Annotated in this window: 7 protein-coding genes and 1 pseudogene; all 8 read right to left on the reverse strand. The window is 46.1% G+C overall.

The window, feature by feature from the left end:
* Positions 1-6 precede the first annotated feature (6 nt).
* The 8 genes and pseudogenes from QZ323_RS09615 to QZ323_RS09650 all read right to left on the reverse strand — a co-directional run bounded on the left by QZ323_RS09615 (position 7) and on the right by QZ323_RS09650 (position 17,719).
* Positions 7-2,280: a trehalose hydrolase gene (locus tag QZ323_RS09615; protein WP_294634421.1), complete on the reverse strand. Its 2,274-nt coding sequence runs from the start codon at positions 2,278-2,280 to the stop codon at positions 7-9.
* A 101-nt stretch (positions 2,281-2,381) separates the two neighbouring features.
* The gene (locus QZ323_RS09620) at positions 2,382-4,562 is read right to left on the reverse strand and encodes a polysaccharide lyase 8 family protein (protein ID WP_294634422.1); all 2,181 of its coding nucleotides are present in this window, start codon (positions 4,560-4,562) and stop codon (positions 2,382-2,384) included.
* Positions 4,563-4,568: 6 nt separating this feature from the next.
* The gene (locus QZ323_RS09625) at positions 4,569-5,870 is read right to left on the reverse strand and encodes a glycoside hydrolase family 88 protein (protein WP_294634423.1); all 1,302 of its coding nucleotides are present in this window, start codon (positions 5,868-5,870) and stop codon (positions 4,569-4,571) included.
* Positions 5,871-6,496: 626 nt separating this feature from the next.
* Positions 6,497-7,662: pseudogene (locus QZ323_RS09630) on the reverse strand (alginate lyase family protein).
* A gap of 99 nt (positions 7,663-7,761) precedes the next feature.
* Positions 7,762-10,206, reverse strand: coding sequence for a glycoside hydrolase family 2 TIM barrel-domain containing protein (locus tag QZ323_RS09635; RefSeq protein ID WP_294634424.1), 2,445 nt, complete (start codon positions 10,204-10,206; stop codon positions 7,762-7,764).
* Between the two features lie 21 nt (positions 10,207-10,227).
* The gene (locus QZ323_RS09640; protein WP_294634425.1) at positions 10,228-11,451 is read right to left on the reverse strand and encodes a glucuronyl hydrolase; all 1,224 of its coding nucleotides are present in this window, start codon (positions 11,449-11,451) and stop codon (positions 10,228-10,230) included.
* 26 nt (positions 11,452-11,477) lie between these two features.
* Positions 11,478-13,478: a glycoside hydrolase family 88 protein gene (locus QZ323_RS09645; protein WP_294634426.1), complete on the reverse strand. Its 2,001-nt coding sequence runs from the start codon at positions 13,476-13,478 to the stop codon at positions 11,478-11,480.
* A gap of 113 nt (positions 13,479-13,591) precedes the next feature.
* Positions 13,592-17,719: a two-component regulator propeller domain-containing protein gene (locus tag QZ323_RS09650; RefSeq protein ID WP_363174931.1), complete on the reverse strand. Its 4,128-nt coding sequence runs from the start codon at positions 17,717-17,719 to the stop codon at positions 13,592-13,594.
* Between the last annotated feature and the right edge of the window lie 123 nt (positions 17,720-17,842).

The raw sequence follows: 17,842 nt of genomic DNA on the forward strand, positions 1-17,842 counted from the left end.
TTAAATTTATGGATTTGTATATAAACTTAATTCTATTCTTTCATCTACAACAGTTGGTATCTGTAGATATTCTCCATAAAGGACGTCTGCCTTTCTACCTCCACGGGTAACCTGCACCGATTGTCCCTTCCAAGGATTTTCTATCTTACAGACACGTCCCTTCTCACTAACAATGGCAACTCCCTGCACCTTACCTTTCTTTAATGTAGAGCTAACTAAAAATGCACCATAAGCCCTCAGATTCTCAAACGAAGCATCTTTCTTCGAATTCCAATTCGGGAAAACCCGTATAACACCTTCGTAGCTTTGCAACAACATTTCATTTATTGTCAAAGGAACAGCTGCTAAAGTCTCGATACCTCCCCCACCTTGTACAATCCAATAATTGGGATATACATTCATTTCTATGCGTTTCTTCATATATGACAGTATCTTATCCGAAGGATATCCTACGCGCACCGCTCCGGGATAACACGTTTCAATGCCATTATTAGAAGTATTTCCCCAATCATTAGGTTCACGCTGCTTTTCTGCCCAGTGCGCAACATCATTCAACAAGATAGCATTGAATCCGGCATCCGTCACCGGTCCCGCAACTCCTCCCGGAAGAATCAGCCCATGAATAGAAACTCTGTTCAAGCCCGATGCCGGTACATCTCTATCCTGAGGACCCTTCTCCATATTCTTCAAACTTTGACGTCCGTCTTCAGCAATCCCCAACGGATATTCACTCAACTTCTCTAAAATATTTTTCCAACGGAAATGCCGCACCTGATCAACCGAGAGGAAATCACTCATATCCAACACTCCCTGAAACAGCATCCGAACCAGTCCCAAAGAAAGAGTGGAATTAAAATCACCCAAACGATCACGCCAAATACCTCCATTACGCTTATTGGGCATTACTTCATTGAAGTGATCCATGCGGATGACATAACGCCCACCCTCCAAAGAAAGATAATCTTCCCAGAAATCGGCACAAGCCACAAGATAGGGATATACTTTGCGGGCATACGCTTCGTCATACGTACTATAATAACGCATCAGCATATTTCCAACACTGAACACAGCATTTATCTTCTGTCCCAAAAACTTATAACCACCATCTATCGTATTCTCACGAGTTGCATATTTCTCCTGCATCTCTTCCGGAGTCAACGGCCACATAGCCGTACACAACCCTTTCGGACCGATGCCCACCGGATAATAAATTCCCCTGCATCCCAACAAATCCTGTGCATGCTTCCTGCCGGATTCCATATAATCCAACAGCGGCTGGTCGAAATTATCCGTCAGGCTAATATGGTTGGAAGAAAAAGATGCCCAATAAGGTGCCTGATAATTATAATTCAGATGATAATCGCCTCCCCATGCTGCCTCATCGCGCGTAACAAACGGTCCCCAGATTCCAGGTGCAAACTTTCCTTCGCGAGAAGAACAGGCAAACAAATATTGGGACTGATAATAATACTTCTCAAAATAAGCATCGCCAATATTGATATGAGACTGTTTCCAAAAGTTATCCCACCAAGCATGATGTTCCTTGCGCAACTGCTCGATTGCGGGTTCCGTTATTCCGTCAGCCTCCGTAATAGCTTTATTCTTCCAATCCGGCGTATCATGATTAGTATAGGCAGATATCACCAAACAGATTTTCCTTCCGGGCGTAAGAGAGAGTTTGTCGGTATCTGAATTTAGAGCCAATGCCACATGGGTAGGCCAACGCAACAATTCAGTATTCTCAAATGAACGACTCACCCACATCACTTTATCCATGCCGTATGCCGTAGTCGAAGTATTACCCTCGGCTGCCCATAAGCGCAGACGGGCAGTTACTGCCCTATCCGACTCCAACTCTATGATGACCTTATTATCGGTTGCTGCAACCCATGCAGATAACTTTAGTTTGCAACGGGAAGTAGCAAATTTAGCAGCTATCTCAGCCGAGCCCGGCAATTGTTCCACATAATACGATGCACCCTGAAGTTCATCTATCGAAATATCCAATCCACCAGGCAACGCAATACCACCGGGATAAACCGGATAAGCCCTCCAGAAGTCGTTCTTACCGACATAAAAACAAATTTTATCAGGGGTGCCGCCCATGGTGATACCTATGTCTCCATTGCCTGCCAAAGGGGCATCCGGAGTTTTGGTTGTAGGAACATGTTGAGGGGGAGCAGTAAAGACCGCTTTATAAGCATCCATCATTGATTGAGCCTTCAGCGGACTGGTACCCAACAATGCTAACCCTAAAATAAAAGCCTTGTATGTATTCATAGTCTATCTGTTGTTTTTCAAAAACAAAAATAGGCGTATCCTACATACAAGGCTTGCAATATTATTCCAAACGCTTGGAGAAATGCCTCAAAAGGTACTTTTTAACGAACTACAACCTCCACGGAAGCTGTTTTACCCTTCTCTTTTCCTTGGGGCAAAGAGATATGTATCTGTTTACGGTTAAATTCGAGTTTTGCAGATTCTTCTTGTTGTGTCGGACTGGCACAGCTTATCGTGTATCGTCCTTTTCCACGCTTTCGTATCATATAGACTCCGGGAGTCTGAATGTTCAGTGTGATACCCTTTGCAACTGCCAACTGTGCCGGCCGATAAGCAGCTATCCAGCAAGTGGATTTCTTTTCTGCATAAACAGCCTGTACGATTGTATCATTACGAAGTATCCGGATATCCGACAAATCAAAGTCTGCCACCTTCTCTTTGTCGGCTGCCGGCAATATCAGATATTGATATGCAGCCTGCTTAGGAGATGCTCCATGTTTCAGATAAAGAGTAGTGACCTCACCTTGCACTTCCGTCGGACGATACATCTGCATCACATCATGCCAACGTCCTGTGCGGTTTGCCGTTTCGGCAACGATCTCGCCTTCATTTCCCCATACGATATATCCCGTATTGTTATGAAAGAAGCGATGTTCTCCTGCCGTAGCCGTCTGTTTCTCATCGGCCGTATTCCATTCTTTCTTTTTCCAAGCAAGAAGTTCCCCCTTCTTATGGCATTGTTCTATCGAAGTCGTTACGACCAAATTGCTATCGGCCTGTATGCCGGCTCCCAGACAAAGCAGGAAATCATCTGTACAAATCCATGCCTTGTGTGCTTTCACTCCGGCCCGGTCCAGCTCCATGACGGTCATACCTTGTTCTTCGTCTGAAACAGCACCGACAAAGGTTCCTTTATTGCGAGGCTGGTAACTTTTAATCAACGGCATAGGGGCGTCATCCTCAAAAGCCGTCACTCCCGGCAGTTTACGCCAGTCCCAAAGAGGGAAAATATCCAGGTATTCCTTACCGTCCTTATAGATATAGGTTGCCCCGTCGGCCATGTAATAGCCTTTCATGTTGTCGCCATTCATCATCTCCGCACCTACAATGCGGTCGGAAGCCATCTTTATGGAAGCCATCCACGAGGGACGCCGATGGACTGTATAGTCCGACTGCCAGAAATGCTTATGCCCTGTCAGGGTGTTGCGCTCGGGCGCCGGATAATTGTCGTGGAGCAAAGCCGCAGCGACAGCCGCACACGACTGCGACTCGCCTCCTCCCAACTCGGAGGCGGCAAAAGCAAGTCCCAATGCCTTATGCACGGGGGCGTGATGGAAGAGCTGGCGTCCTAAGGCATTCACGTCCATCATCCCACGCCAGATAATCCAGCGGTAGCCCCTGTCGATCAGCGTGCTCAGAATGGCCAGCTGCCGATCGTCAAAGGCCAGGGAGGTGCCAGAAAAGAGTCCCGAGAAGAAGCTCATTCCGGAGACGAATGAAAGCCCGTAGTTACCAAACTGTTGTTGGGCGCCGTGCTGATGGAAGCACCAGTCGTCTTTGATGCCTTCTTTCCCGCCCGATACGATTTCGGAAGCAATCGTGTCACGCGCCATTTTGACCAAGGCATAATCGTTCTGCAACAACGCACGCATCATCACGTTTCCGGCAAGCCACACTTTATTCTGTCCAGTCATTCCGAACTTTGCATTTTCCATTACGGTGATGGCTTGCTGCTTCTCGGTCGGACTCAGTTTGTCTTCGAACAAGATGAAGGCCGTGCCCAGCGTTTTAGGGATGCCTATCTGATTGTACCACCAATTCAGACACACCGGTCGGGCGGTAAACCAATAGTCCAATGCCTTGTGGATCACCGTCTCTACTTCGGGAGAATGATAATAAGCAGTTTGCTTGGAGTTATAGAGTTTCACCAGTTCCAGGATGCGCTCGGCATGAAGTTTGGGTTCCCATCCCGAGCGTTTTTTATCTTCGTAATTAATGTCGGGCCACGTTCCGGCATCGGTGAGAGAAGAGATATAGGTTGTTATCTTCTTTAAATCGAAAGGATAACGTTGGTGTAGCTCCACTACCGCCTGGTCCGACATTTCCTTCTCCGGCTGAATGGACGAAAGTATAGACAACAAACCGGACGGGTCTTCGCCCGAGGGTACCAGCATCCGGACATAATTCTGCTTGATGCGCGCCAATTCATCCGCATTATCGGCACGAACGGAGAGCGCCACAAGCCATACGCCCACCATGATCAGACTGCGTAAGATTCTCATTCTTGTTTATTTTTTCAATTGTTCTGTTTCCATGATGACAGAAGCCCACAAGATGCCGGCTACGGCTTCTTTGGCATTCAGGATCTTGGGGACAGTAACATATTCTACAAAATTTTGCTTAATCACCACACCATCGCACGCGCCTATCACGTCCAGCAGACCGCGGTCGTTCACCTGTATGAAGGGAAACAGGCTCTTGTATCCTTTTTCGGCAACCTGGGCATACTCTTTGGCTTTCAGCAGGCCCAGTTGGACGCCGCGCCGGATGGAATAGACAAACATCGCTGTTCCTGAGGGGTCGATAAAATTCAGGGGATTCTCCCCTTTGTCTACCACCATGAACCAGCCTCCGGTTTTCTTGTCCTGCACGTCTTTCAGCCCTTTGCACATCTTCAGGTAGATGTCGAGCACCGACTGATAGTCTTTATGGGTCTTGGGCAGCGCGGCAAGCAGTTCGGGGACGATCAGGGTGTACCAGCCCATTCCTTCACTCCAAACTTCGGGTGAAAGTCCTGTAGACTTGTCTGCCCACGCTGCTTTTTCCGGTTCTGTGGTCCAGGCGTGAAGCACCAGTCCATCGGGGCGTTGCAGGTGGCGGGCGGCAGCCATGATGTTCCGGCATGCCACGTCATAACAGTAGTCCGCTTCTCCGACATATTGGGCGCAACGTATCAGGAACATCTGCATCATGAATACGCCGTCAATCCACATGTTCGGGCTGCGGTTTCCGTGCCAGAACTGCCCGTCCGAGCTGGGGTACTTGTCGACGGCCGCCAGGATCTGCAAGACTGCTTTTTTGTATTTTTCATTGCCCGTACGATGGTAGAGGGTGCAAAAGGCTGAGCCTGTCATGAAGTTGTCGAGATTGGTCAGTGCGCCGCCACGGTAGTTGCCGTTTTCATCGACAAAGTGGTCTATGTATGCTTTCATGTATTCGAGATACTTGTTGTCGGCGGTCAATTGCCCCAAGCGGTCCATCGCTTCGAACATGTATCCTTGTACATAGGTGTAATCTTTCCAGTAGGCCATCCGGTAGTCCGGATATCTTGCCATCACGGTCTCGGCCAGAGGAAGTGCCAAGTGCGGGGGGGTGACTCCGGGAGTGTACCCTAATTTGGCTTCCGATACGCCCTGGGAAGTGGTCCGCCGGTAGTGGGTGGTGGTTTCTTGGGTTACCAGCATCGTTACTTCTCCTTCGACCATCGTACCCGTGGTGCGCTGGTTCACAACTCTGTTTTGTGCTACGGCAGGGAGGCTGATGCTTCCCATACACCATATACATACTCCTATTACTATTTTTCGAGTCATATGCTTTGTTTTTTAATCTAATGTGATTTAAGTTTCTCAAGTTGGTAACTTGTTTTTAAATCTGATGCGATTTAAGTTTCCCAAGTCGGCAACTTGTTTTTAAATCTAATGCGATTTAAGTTTCTCAAGTCGGTAACTGTCCGGTTCTCCGGAGGGTTACAGGGTTCACGAAAACCGGTTAAATAATCTTAATTTGAGGATTATTTTTTCCTTTTTTTCGTTTTTTTTCCCGCTTTCCGGGGATTTCCCGTCGCGCTGTCGGGGGCGTTTTGAGCAGATTCCGGCTCTCCGACCCCTTTTTCGGGACGCTCTACCTCCGCTCTGCCTTCGCTCTACCTCCGTTGTACCTCCGTTAAAAAACCGTTTTTAGCGAACGATGAACGAGCAATCCTGTTGCAAGGGCAGAATGGCGCTACAGCGTTAACATATCGTTACTATAGTGCAAACAGACGTTAAACGGCGTTTTTTAGCCTGCGTTATAGAAGGCAAGGAGAAGTATGCGCTTCCGGAAAAGCCGATTACTTGTCGCTTGCCCCTGCTTGTCGGCTGTAACGCCTGGTCTGCCTGTTGCGCTGTTCCCTGCAAAAGCCGGGCTGCGGAACTTGGGTAGAGCAATTTATCTGTCTCTAAATCCAAATCAATGGGTTACGTACAGGCAAATTACGCACCACTTCATCCGTCACAGGGAAATGTTCCAGACGCGCCCACGTAGACAGCCACTCCTCATTGTCCGTCTGCAAAGCCCCGAACACCAGGAAAGGATGTGCCACCGGCCATTCATCCCAGTACATCACGTCTTTCGGATAGGTCCAGCTCTCTTTATCAAGCACATAGGGATAGATAAATCCGATTCCCTTTTCCATGTTCTTGTTTCCTTCTGCCGTATAAGTCCACAGGTTGTCGGTTTCGTCCGAAAGGGTCTGACAGATGGTTGCCATTGCATCCAGGTTGAAAAGAGAATAGCCGTAGGGCTTTGTACGGGCGGTTTCTAAGGGGAAACTGCCGTCTTCGGCCATCTGGTTGGGCAAGAGAACTTCCTTGTAGCGCTTCTTGCAGTAGTCCAGCATCTCCTTGTCGCCGACATAGCGGGCAAACACTGCGGCTTGCATCACCCAGCAAGTTCCATGATTGTTCTTGGCGTTCATCTCGTCGATGCCATACTGGTGCGTGAACATCCAGTTCAGATAATCGGCAAACCACCGTTTGGTAGACTTGATATCGTCTTCGGAAAGCAGTCCCAATTTCTCCAGCCGATACAAGGATTGCGCCACTTCCATGAGGTGTATCGTGTCGATGATACCGATGCCGCGCCCTGTGGCGATTCCCTTGATGGCTTGTGCATACTGCAAATTAGGATTCATACGCGTCGCCTTGTTCACGAACCAGGCACGTACGTGCTCCAGCACCGCATCTACGTATTTCTGCTCCTGCTCCAGCAAATAGGCGGAAGTCAGATTGCCACAATCGAACTAAAGCGGATCATGGCATGACGATGGGCCACGAAATTATCCGGATTCGTCTGCCCGTCCCGACGGATATAAGGCCCGTCGGGATTCAACGTATCCGGCCACCAATAGTCACCTTCCGAATAGAAGTCGTGCACATCGCCTGCACTACGCTCTGCGATGAAGGCAGTAACCGTTACCGGCTCTTCCTTCAAATTCGCAGCTGCGCGTTCCAATATCCCTTGTTTCAAAACACTCTTTACGTAGTCTTTACCGTCACCCTGCGAAGAACAAAAAACGAGCAGTAAAGCACATATCCCTAAAAATAAAATACCTACCTTTTTCATCTATTGTAACGTTATAATACCTACTTTTTTTATCTACTGTATCGCTATAAAACTGATCTTTTTCAGCTACTGTATCGCTATAAGACCGATCTTTTTCAGCTACTGTATCGTTATAAATGAAGTCTTTACCTGATCCGCTTTCACTGCCACGCAAGAGGTTCCGTTGTGTGTCTTGACCCTGATCTGAACCCTTCCGTTACGTGCCTGTACCTTGCGTGAGCCTGTCACGGTCCCTTGGTTTTGGATCAATTCTCCGTCGCCTGCAATATCGAAATAGACAAAGATCCTGGAATCGAGGCATCTGACTCCATTGGCATCAACCAATTGCGCCTCCACTTCCACCGTACCATCTTCGCGAGGGGTAGAGGTAATCTTGAAGGCATGTTCCTTTCCCCACTTCTCTGTCTGGTATTCAAAACTCAATTCATCAGAAAGAGCCTCTTTGCCAACTGATACAGCACGAAGCGTATTCCGGCCTTTGGCGAGTTTCACACTCCAACGTAAACCGGCAGCAGGAAAGTCTTGGCTGTTGCGCTTGCGCACCCCTTGGCTTTCACCATTCACGAATAGTTCTACTGCCGGACAATTGGAATAGACCAAAATCTCTTTTTCTTCGTCTGCATCCCCCCATCTCACGGGCCAGCCATGCCCATAGATATGAATCATCGGCTTTTGTGCCCAATATGACTGGAAGACGTAATAGCTTTCTTTCTTTGTGAAATCCCGTTCTACCACCCCTTTCTGATTCACATACGGCACCGGATTGTCCGGACGTACCGGAGTAGAGAAGTCCTTAAACGGCCAGAAAGCAGTACCGGTCAGCCACGACATGGTTTCCTGTTCCTTCAGATGCCAGTCTATCAGTTTCACAATGTAACTTTCCGACCAGTCCCCCTTCTTCAATACCAAGGCCGAACCATTCAGGGCGGCATCACCGTCATTTTCTCCTTCTTTGCGTATGGGTGCCGTGGCTTCCGCATGCCGGCCGGCATGGCTATCCCCACCCCACTCTACATGCAGGAAGTGTTTCACCTTCTCCATTTCTTCTCTGGACATTTTCTGATAGTCCGTGTAGACTCCACGATACCATCCTGCCCAAATTGAAGGGGAATATACATCTACAATATCGCTACAGAAAGCGCAACGGCGAATGGCCGTCTTGCGTCCGGCATCCAGATGATGGGACAATGTATTCAGTTCGCTCATCAGACTGCGGATTTCACGCTGCTCGAACTCTGGAAAGTCGTTCGGCCAGTCATTCTCATTGCCCAAGCCCCAGATGATCACCGAAGGATGATTGTAGTGCTGGGTGATCATATTCGCCAACATACTCTTAGCCTGCCCGCGATACTGCTCATTGCCGACCCCACCACGACACCAGGGAATTTCTTCCCAAACCAGAATACCCAGTTCATCACAAAGGTTCAGAATGATTTCAGATTGCTGATAATGTCCAAGACGAATGAAATTCACTCCCATATCCTTCATCATCTTCATTTCTTCTATCATCTGCTCCTCGGTCATGGCGGCAGCTACTCCCGCATGGTCTTCATGCCGATGCGTGCCTCTGAGCAAAAGACGCTTTCCATTCAGCAGGAAAGGACCTTTCTCTATAAACTCGAACGAACGGAAACCGAAACGCTCGCTTGCGGTCATCTTCTGCCCGTTTGCCGTAACCGTCACTTCACAAGTGTACAATGCAGGACTATCCACATTCCAAAGCTGCGGCTTGGCTATCTGAACATCCAAGAGGGCCATATCTCCCAACGGAGTGACGCTATCGAGAGTCCGTGTGGCTACGGCCTCTCCTTTCGCATTTTTCACGGCTATCTCTACTGAGGCTTCACGCACATCGGCAGGATTATAGAACGTGCCGGATACTTTTAATGTACCGTTCTTCATCTTGGCATCCAAAACCGGATCTACCCGTAGGGAAGCGATTGAGACTTCCGGCAGATAGACCAAATTCAGGTAACGATAGATTCCACCATACAGATTGAAATCCGACAAATCCGAAGGTATCATTTCGGCATCCCGCGTATTGTCACAACGAATGCTTAAAGGAACTTCACCCCCAAAGCGTTCCGCTTCTTTGCTCGAAAGAAACGCCCGCACGGCATCCGTTATATCCACATTCCAACTGTCATAACCGCCGACATGGCTACCCACTTTAGTCATATAGATATATACATCCGTCTTCTGACCTGCGCCCTCAAATTCCAGTAGGATGCGTCCGTTGGGATATGGGTTATCCAACTTCAAACGAGTCTTATACCAACCCGGTCCTTGATAGTAGTTCAAGTCGGGATCTACCGCATCTTCTGCATTAAAGCAGTGGGGCAGAGTAACCTTTGTCCATATCGGTTGTTCCTCCGGCTGCCCTTTCCTTACCGGACGAACCAGTTCCCAGATATTCCCCACATCTTGGCGGAGGAACTCCCAATTATCTGTCAACCGGATCTTGTTATCCGCTACAGGTACTTTCGCTTGGAAAGTACCTGCGGCGAAACAAGTTATCACTAACAATAAAATAAAACGTCTCATACCTATTGATATTTTCATCATTTATAAGATTGCCGTACCTTCCTTCTCCAGCTTTGCCTTCTTGAGCAAAGCCTCCAGGAAGTAATAGTCGGCATAAACCAAAGGTACATCTCTTTCAAAGTTGCGTGCACCAGTGCTGTGCAACAGCAAGAAACCATAATCACCCTGCAACTGAGCACGATAGTTCTTACTTAAACTTTCAACGATAGTATCTGCCCATTTCTTATATTGTGCCGACTTCTCTGCATTATACATAGACAATTCGTACATTGCACAAGCCATTACAGCAGCAGCAGAAGCATCGCGTGGTTCGTTCGGAATGCTCGGAACATCAAAGTCCCAATAAGCTACCATATCTTCCGACATAGTAGGATTGGTGAAAATGTAATTAGCTATATTTTCAGCCTGAGACAGGAATTCAGGCAGTTTCGTTTCACGATAGCACATGGTATAACCGTACAATCCCCATGCTTGTCCTCTCGACCAAGCCGATTCGTGGTTATAGCCCTGATGCGTATGCTTATGAAGCACTTCGCCACTGATCGTATCATAATCCACCACATGATAAGAGCTGTAATTATCGCGGAAATGATTTTTTATCGTAGTACGAGCATGCGTCGTCGCAATATTATAATACACCGAATCACCCGTTTCCTTAAATGCCCAATACAGCAATTCAAGGTTCATCATATTGTCAATGATAACCGGACACTGCCATTTATCACGGCTATGGTCCCATGAACGAATACAACCTATAGTCGGTTTGTAGCGAGTGATTAATGTTGCAGCAGACTCCAGCAGAATATCCTTATAAGCCGCATCATGCGTCAAGCGGTAACCGTTTCCAAAGCTGCAATACATCTTGAAGCCCATATCGTGGGTTCCTCCATTGGTCTTCTGGTCTTCTATATTGGCCGTGAACACTTGTGCCTGCTTCTTCCAAAAATCATCCTGGGTATATTCGTACATATACCACAATTCACCAGGAAAGAAGCCACTGGTCCAATCTCTTGATGCTACCAGGCGCAAAGTTCCGTCATCTTCTATCGTGCGGGGAGAAACAAGGTTCTTTTTCAACTGCTCTTCCGACATACCGGCCTTGACTGAATCTACCTGCGTAAATGCGTATCTCAACTGTTGTGCAGCAAAATCAAAACTGTCCTTTACAACATCTACTTCTTGGGGTGCTTGGCTACATGCTCCACATACAACCAACAACGATACTAAACCTGTCTTAAGTTTCATAAAATTTTCTTTTTACTGATATTGTTTTAATGATAAATATTTTCTCCTTTCAGGGGAACAAACACCGAAGAAAAGGTCACGATGCCTTCGCGTGGAGCAAAAACATCCACTACGTTTTTATTCCTGTCCACCCAAAGCATGTGCGGCAATTCTTCTTTAGCTCCATGCCCTGTCCAGTTGGTCACCACCAATCCCATTTCGGGAATATATTGCATTCCGCTCATAAACCTGAGAGGTGCTCCCGGAATGTCCTTATTGGATAATTCCCATACGATCTCTTTCTGCGGATTGAACTCTACAATACGGGGATTCTTATCAGCATCGGTCACTGCCACCAATGTATTCCCGTTAGGCAGACGAATCACAGAATGCGCTCCGCCCGATACCGGTACTTCCCAGCAGTTCTTCCCGTTCTCATCATATTCCACCACCTTTTTGCCACCATAGTGTGCCACCAGATAATGGCCATTATCCAGTCTACGCGCATTCCTGATGAACGACTTCTTCCCGTCTGTCACTCCCGATGGAAGAATACAGACTTCTTTCACAATCTTTCCCGTGGGAGAAACTTCCAACAAACGTCCGGAATTGCATTCGCCGATGAACGTATTCCCGTTTGCAAGCCGCTGGCAAGCAAATATATGGCTCTTGGATGTATAATGAAAAACAGTATCCTTTGCACGAGTCACCTCAAGAACCCCATGTCCGGTGGTAAACAGCAGATTGCCATTATCCAAAACCCAGACATCATTAGAAAGCGGCGCATCATGCTCCCACACTTTCTCTCCATCTTCAAAGATAAAGACTTTCCCTTGTGAATAATCCGTGCAGACAAAGCTTCTACAAGGTTGCGGCTTGATGTATAATGCCTCTTTCTTTCCTTTTTCTACAATGCCGGTAGCCCACAGAAAGGAAGAAATCACCTCTTGTCCATTCTTCTTCCTTGGACGGGTAACATAAGTTTTATAGTCTTTCTGAATGCCCAGTCCGTTGTTGGCATCCCATAAATCAATCAGACCATCTTCCGGATTGAGACGTGCTTTGGACAGTAATCCCCGATATCCCTTCTGCACACAAGGCGCATAATCATTAGAGAGAATAATACCCAATTCTATGGCCCGCTGCATAGCGTAAACAAACATACCGCTTCCGGAAGTTTCGTGCCAATTTCCCGGTTCTCCTCCCTTATCGACAACCTGATACCACAGTCCGTTTTCCGTATCTTGAGTTTTTTTCAAGCCTGCCATCAGTTCACGAGTAATGCTAAGCAATTCTTTATATTGAGAATGATTCTTAGGGAACACCTCTAAAGTCTCTACCAATATCAGGGCATACCACCCTAAACCCTCGCTCCATACTTCAGGCGCCATTCCGGTCTCCTTATTCGCCCATCGAGCATCCTTATCTTCATCCCAGCCATGATACAACAAACCTGTATCTCCTTTTTTAAGATGGCGATGCATACCAATCAACTGCTTGGCTGCTTCATCAAAACAATATTCCGAATCACCGATATAGCAGCCGTACTTCGTCAGGAACATTTGTCCCATGAAGACGCCATCCACCCATATCTGCCCTACCGTTCCGCGGCCATGCCAAAAGACGCCATCAGATGTACGAGGATAGTCATCATAGCTCTTCCGTATGAGGTCGGCAGCCTTTTTAAATTTCTCGTCACCCGTCTGTCTGTAAGCCCAGACAATGACAGAACCTGCCATCATATCATCCATGCTCCTACCCCGGAAATAGACCAGACTCCCATCCGAACGAACGACCTCATTGGCCCAATTCATAATATAATCATAATACTTTTTGTCTCCCGTGGACTGCCACAATTTATCCAGACCCATCAGAAAGTACCCTTGCGGATAACACCAAGGCTTAAAAGGAATCATCAAAGCTGACGGATAGCGCGTCATCACTGTTTGCGCAATCCCCTCCGACCACAAACGCGGTTCAGATCCCGGCAACTGTGCTTTCACAGACATAGAGAAAAATAAGATAAATACAATCAAAAGGTTTTTCATAATCAAATCACTTATAAAAAGATTGCGCTAAGATAAGCGATTAATCTTAGCGCAACTTTCAATATTGTCTTATTCATTTGAAATTCTATTTCAAACAAGACATAAAAGCGATATTAATTAGAGGTATCCTTCTTCTCGTTATGCCTTTGTACCCATTCTGAGGGCGAATAACCATAAAACGATTTGAAGCAGTTGGTGAAATAGGCATGACTGTTGAAACCTGTATAAACAGATATTTCGGAAACTGTATAATCGGATTCCAATAAAAGTTTTGCCGCAATTTCAAGTCGCTTATTGCGTATCAGTTCTGTGGGGGAGAGTTCCGTCACTGCTTTCAGCTTCCGATACAGATTGGCACGACTCAAACCTAATTCCTGACTTAACAAGTCGACTCCCAACTCGGAATTTGAAATATTCTTCTCGATTATCTCAAAGAAACTTTGAGTGAAACGGTCGTCACCAGAAACGATTTCGATACCCATTGCCTCCGGTGAGAATTTCTTTCCGTAGAGTTTTTTCAGCTTCTCACGAGATTCCATCAGATTGTTGATACGACAAATCAACACATCCATACTGAAAGGCTTCACGATGTAATCATCAGCACCTACCGAGAAACCTTCTTTAATATGCACTACCATCGATTTGGCTGTCATCAGCACCACCGGAATATGCCCCAGCTGCAAGTCCTGTTTCACACGCGAACATAACTCCAATCCATCCATCTGGGGCATCATTATGTCGCTAAGTATCAAATCTGGATATTTCTCCAACGCCATATCCAATGCCGATTTTCCGTTATCCACATCCAAAACATAAAAATAGGGTTCAAGGCATTCCTTGACGTATGCCCGTACTTCATCGTTGTCTTCTGCCAGAAGTACCGTCCTTTTCTTTTCTATATCAAAATGCATCTCTCTGGCAGATGGAATCACATCCTCCACGATTTGCCCGTCTTCTTTTGCCACCAACTGACTGGCATCGTATGCCGCACTACTGATGGGAATATACACTCTGAAAATCGTACCGGTAGGCTGATTATGAGATACGGCAAGCGTGCCCTTGTGCAAAAGGACAATAGAACGCGTCAAACTTAAACCAATACCCGTACCCACATTCTCTTTATTGCTATCCTCACCCTGATAGAAAGGAGCGAAAATATTCTTCACTTCATCTTCCGGAATGCCTTTACCGGAATCTATCACAGAGAAACAGGCAAACTCGATATCCTCCGGCAATGCACTCAGTTCTTCCTGTTGTTCTGAAGGCAGATCGGCAAAAGTGCACTTGGACAAAGAGAAAATCACTTTACCATTGGCTGGCGTGAATTTCATGGCATTGGATAACAAATTGAAAATCACCTTCTCAATAATGGATTTATCGAACCATGCCAACATTCTTTCTTCTTTTTTATCGAAAGTAAATTCGATAGATTTCTTTGCCGCCAAATGATTGAATGCATAGTAAATCTCTTGCATGAAAGCATTCAGGTCTGATTTCGTAATATGCAGTTTCAACTTTCCTTCCTGATTCTTTCGCAAGTCCATCAACTGATTCACAAGCAACAACAGCCGTTGAGCGTTGCTGAAAATCAATCCCAGCTTGTTCCGCACGCTGGCAGAGAACTCTGGCATGGACACCAGATCCTGCAAAGGCGCAATAATCAGCGTAAGTGGAGTACGAAGTTCATGCGAGAAATTGGTGAACATACGTATCTTTGCCTGATGGAACTCTTCCAACTGTAATTTTTCTTTTTGCTTAAATTGCAGTTCACGTTCCAGTTTCTGCTTCTTCGTTATATAGTACATGATCAATGTCAACAGAAAAACAAAAGCAATCGCATAGAACAAATAGGCATACCAGGTCTTCCACAAAGGCGGATGCACAATGATACGTATCTTACGCGTCTGCTCTCCCCATACTCCGTCATTATTGGAAGCTTTTACTTCAAAGACGTATGTCCCCGGACTAAGATTCGTATAATAAGCCTCCCGACGGTCGCCTATGTAATTCCAGTCTTTATCATACCCTTTCAAGAAGGTGGCATACTGGTTCTGATGGGCAAACACAAAATTCAATGCACTGTATCCGATAGATATGTTATTCTGATTGTAGGATAATTCTATCTCCTCCATATCATCCAGTATCGTAGTCAGGATCCGTGTGTCGTCTTCAGGTTCGATCACCTGATTATTCACCACCAACTTTGTGAAGACTATCGGCGGTACATAGGTATTCAGTTGCAACTTTTGCGGATTAAAGGTCACAAAACCATTGTTTCCGCTAAAGCAAATCTCACCGTTCGGCAATAGAAGACCGCTGTGAGGAGTAAATTCATAAACACCAATTCCGTTCAAGGAGTTATAATTGGTAAATTCTTCTGTCTTCAGATTGTATTTGGAGATGCCGTTATTGGTACTGATCCACAAGTTATTCTCATTGTCCTCTACAATAGTACAAACATCATTGGCTATCAGCCCCTGTTCTTTAGTCACGGTCTTCAGGATTCCTTTTTCTTCATCATACAGTGCTATTCCTCCACCATAAGTGCCAATCCAGATACGTCCGGAACTGTCGCGCACAATACTCGTCACGTAATTGCTGAATAAGCGGTACGGCTCTTTCTCATCTGCATCATAATAAACGGCTTCTTTTTTGTTTAAATCGTATTTTATCAGTCCATCGTTACGGCTACCAATCAATACAACTCCTTTTCTTAAGCGCAAGATACAGCGCGAACTGGCAAACAAGCAACTGTCTTTTCCGCCATTCACAGGGAAATGGGTCTGCATCTCCCCTTTGTCCAACAAGCGTACAACACCCATACGGGAATCAGAAGTAATCAACCACATACTGTTATCTTCATCGCGAAGTATGGCATAAATGGACATGTCCCTTGGAAGCTGGTAATGTAATGTGTATTTCTTGGTACGGGTGTTAAACCGATAGATGGTTCCCTTGTTGGTGCCGCACCACAGAATATCATCCTCCAATAAAAGCCCTTTGATAATATTCTGGCTATATTGCAATTTGGAAGCATTGTCTATCGGATAATAGGCATATTGCCTGTTGCCCAGATTATAATCGAGTAATCCCCTACCCTCCGTCGCCATATATAAGCAACCGTTAGGAGAAGCTACCATGCAGCCATAGATACCAAACAAAGCGTCGAACACCGTAGTGGGATCATGAAAATCAAAACGGTTATTGAACCGGCTGGAGAAGCTGACTCCACCGGCATACATGCCTACCCACACCGTCTGACTGTTGTCTACAAATAGGGAGTAAATGGAGAAGTGGCTCAACGTTCCCTTCTCAAGCGAGGCATCCGTATGTTTCCAGAAAGAATGAGTAGAAAGGTCTATCGTATACAAGCCGTCAAAAGTACCTACCAGCAACATGCCATGCAACTCGGATATGGCTCTGATGCTATTACTTGCCAAAATACTATTGTCCTTATGGTAGGTCACGATCTTTTCGTTCTCCAAATCAATGCGATAAAGCCCGCTGATTGCGCTACCCACCCACAACGTTCCTTTAGAGTCTTCATAAACGGTAGAGATGCTGTTGCTCAACAAACGAAGATTGGGTGTCCGGGCAGTCAACTGTTTCTGCACCTTCATGTTCATATCGCAAACAATCAAGCCCTCAGTAGAAGTGCCAATCAAGATCTGATGTTGTTTGGTTTCATAAATCACGGAAATAAATTCATCCTTAATCAATCCGTTCAAGTCTATATGCTGGAAAACGTCCATTGCCGGAACATACAGATACATCCCCCTGGAGGTGCCTATCCAGAGCCGGTTCCTCGAATCTACCGTCAGACACCGTATCTCGCTTGTGGCGACCTCTCCGTAACGCTTGTCGACAAACGGTTTTATACGATTGGTCTTCAGGTCGAACCTGTTCAAACCGCGTGCCGTACCGACCCACAGGTTCCGGTCTTTGTCTTCTGCCAAAGCCCAGATATGATTGTCGCTCAACGAGAGAGAATCTTTCGGGTCATGCTTATAGACCACAAAGTCACTTCCATCATACCGATTCAGCCCGTTGCGGGTACCGAACCAGATGAACCCTTTTGTGTCTTGAAATATTTTCAATACGGAAATCTGGGAGAGACCATCTTTCAGATTCAGATTTGAAAAATAAAAATTTTCATTATTCCGTGCTGAAATCCGTAAGACTATCAATAAATTGATGAATAAAAATATGTATACCTTTTTAGGCAAAAAACATGTTTTCATTGTATTATCTTTAAAAACCGCAAGCAAAGATAGGTATTTTTACGACTATGCACAAGACTTATACAAAACAATACCTGTTGGTTGAATTAAATTAGTGAATATTTTATCTGTCCAATCGGACGG

This window comes from uncultured Bacteroides sp., assembly GCF_910585845.1.
Lineage (GTDB): Bacteria > Bacteroidota > Bacteroidia > Bacteroidales > Bacteroidaceae > Bacteroides.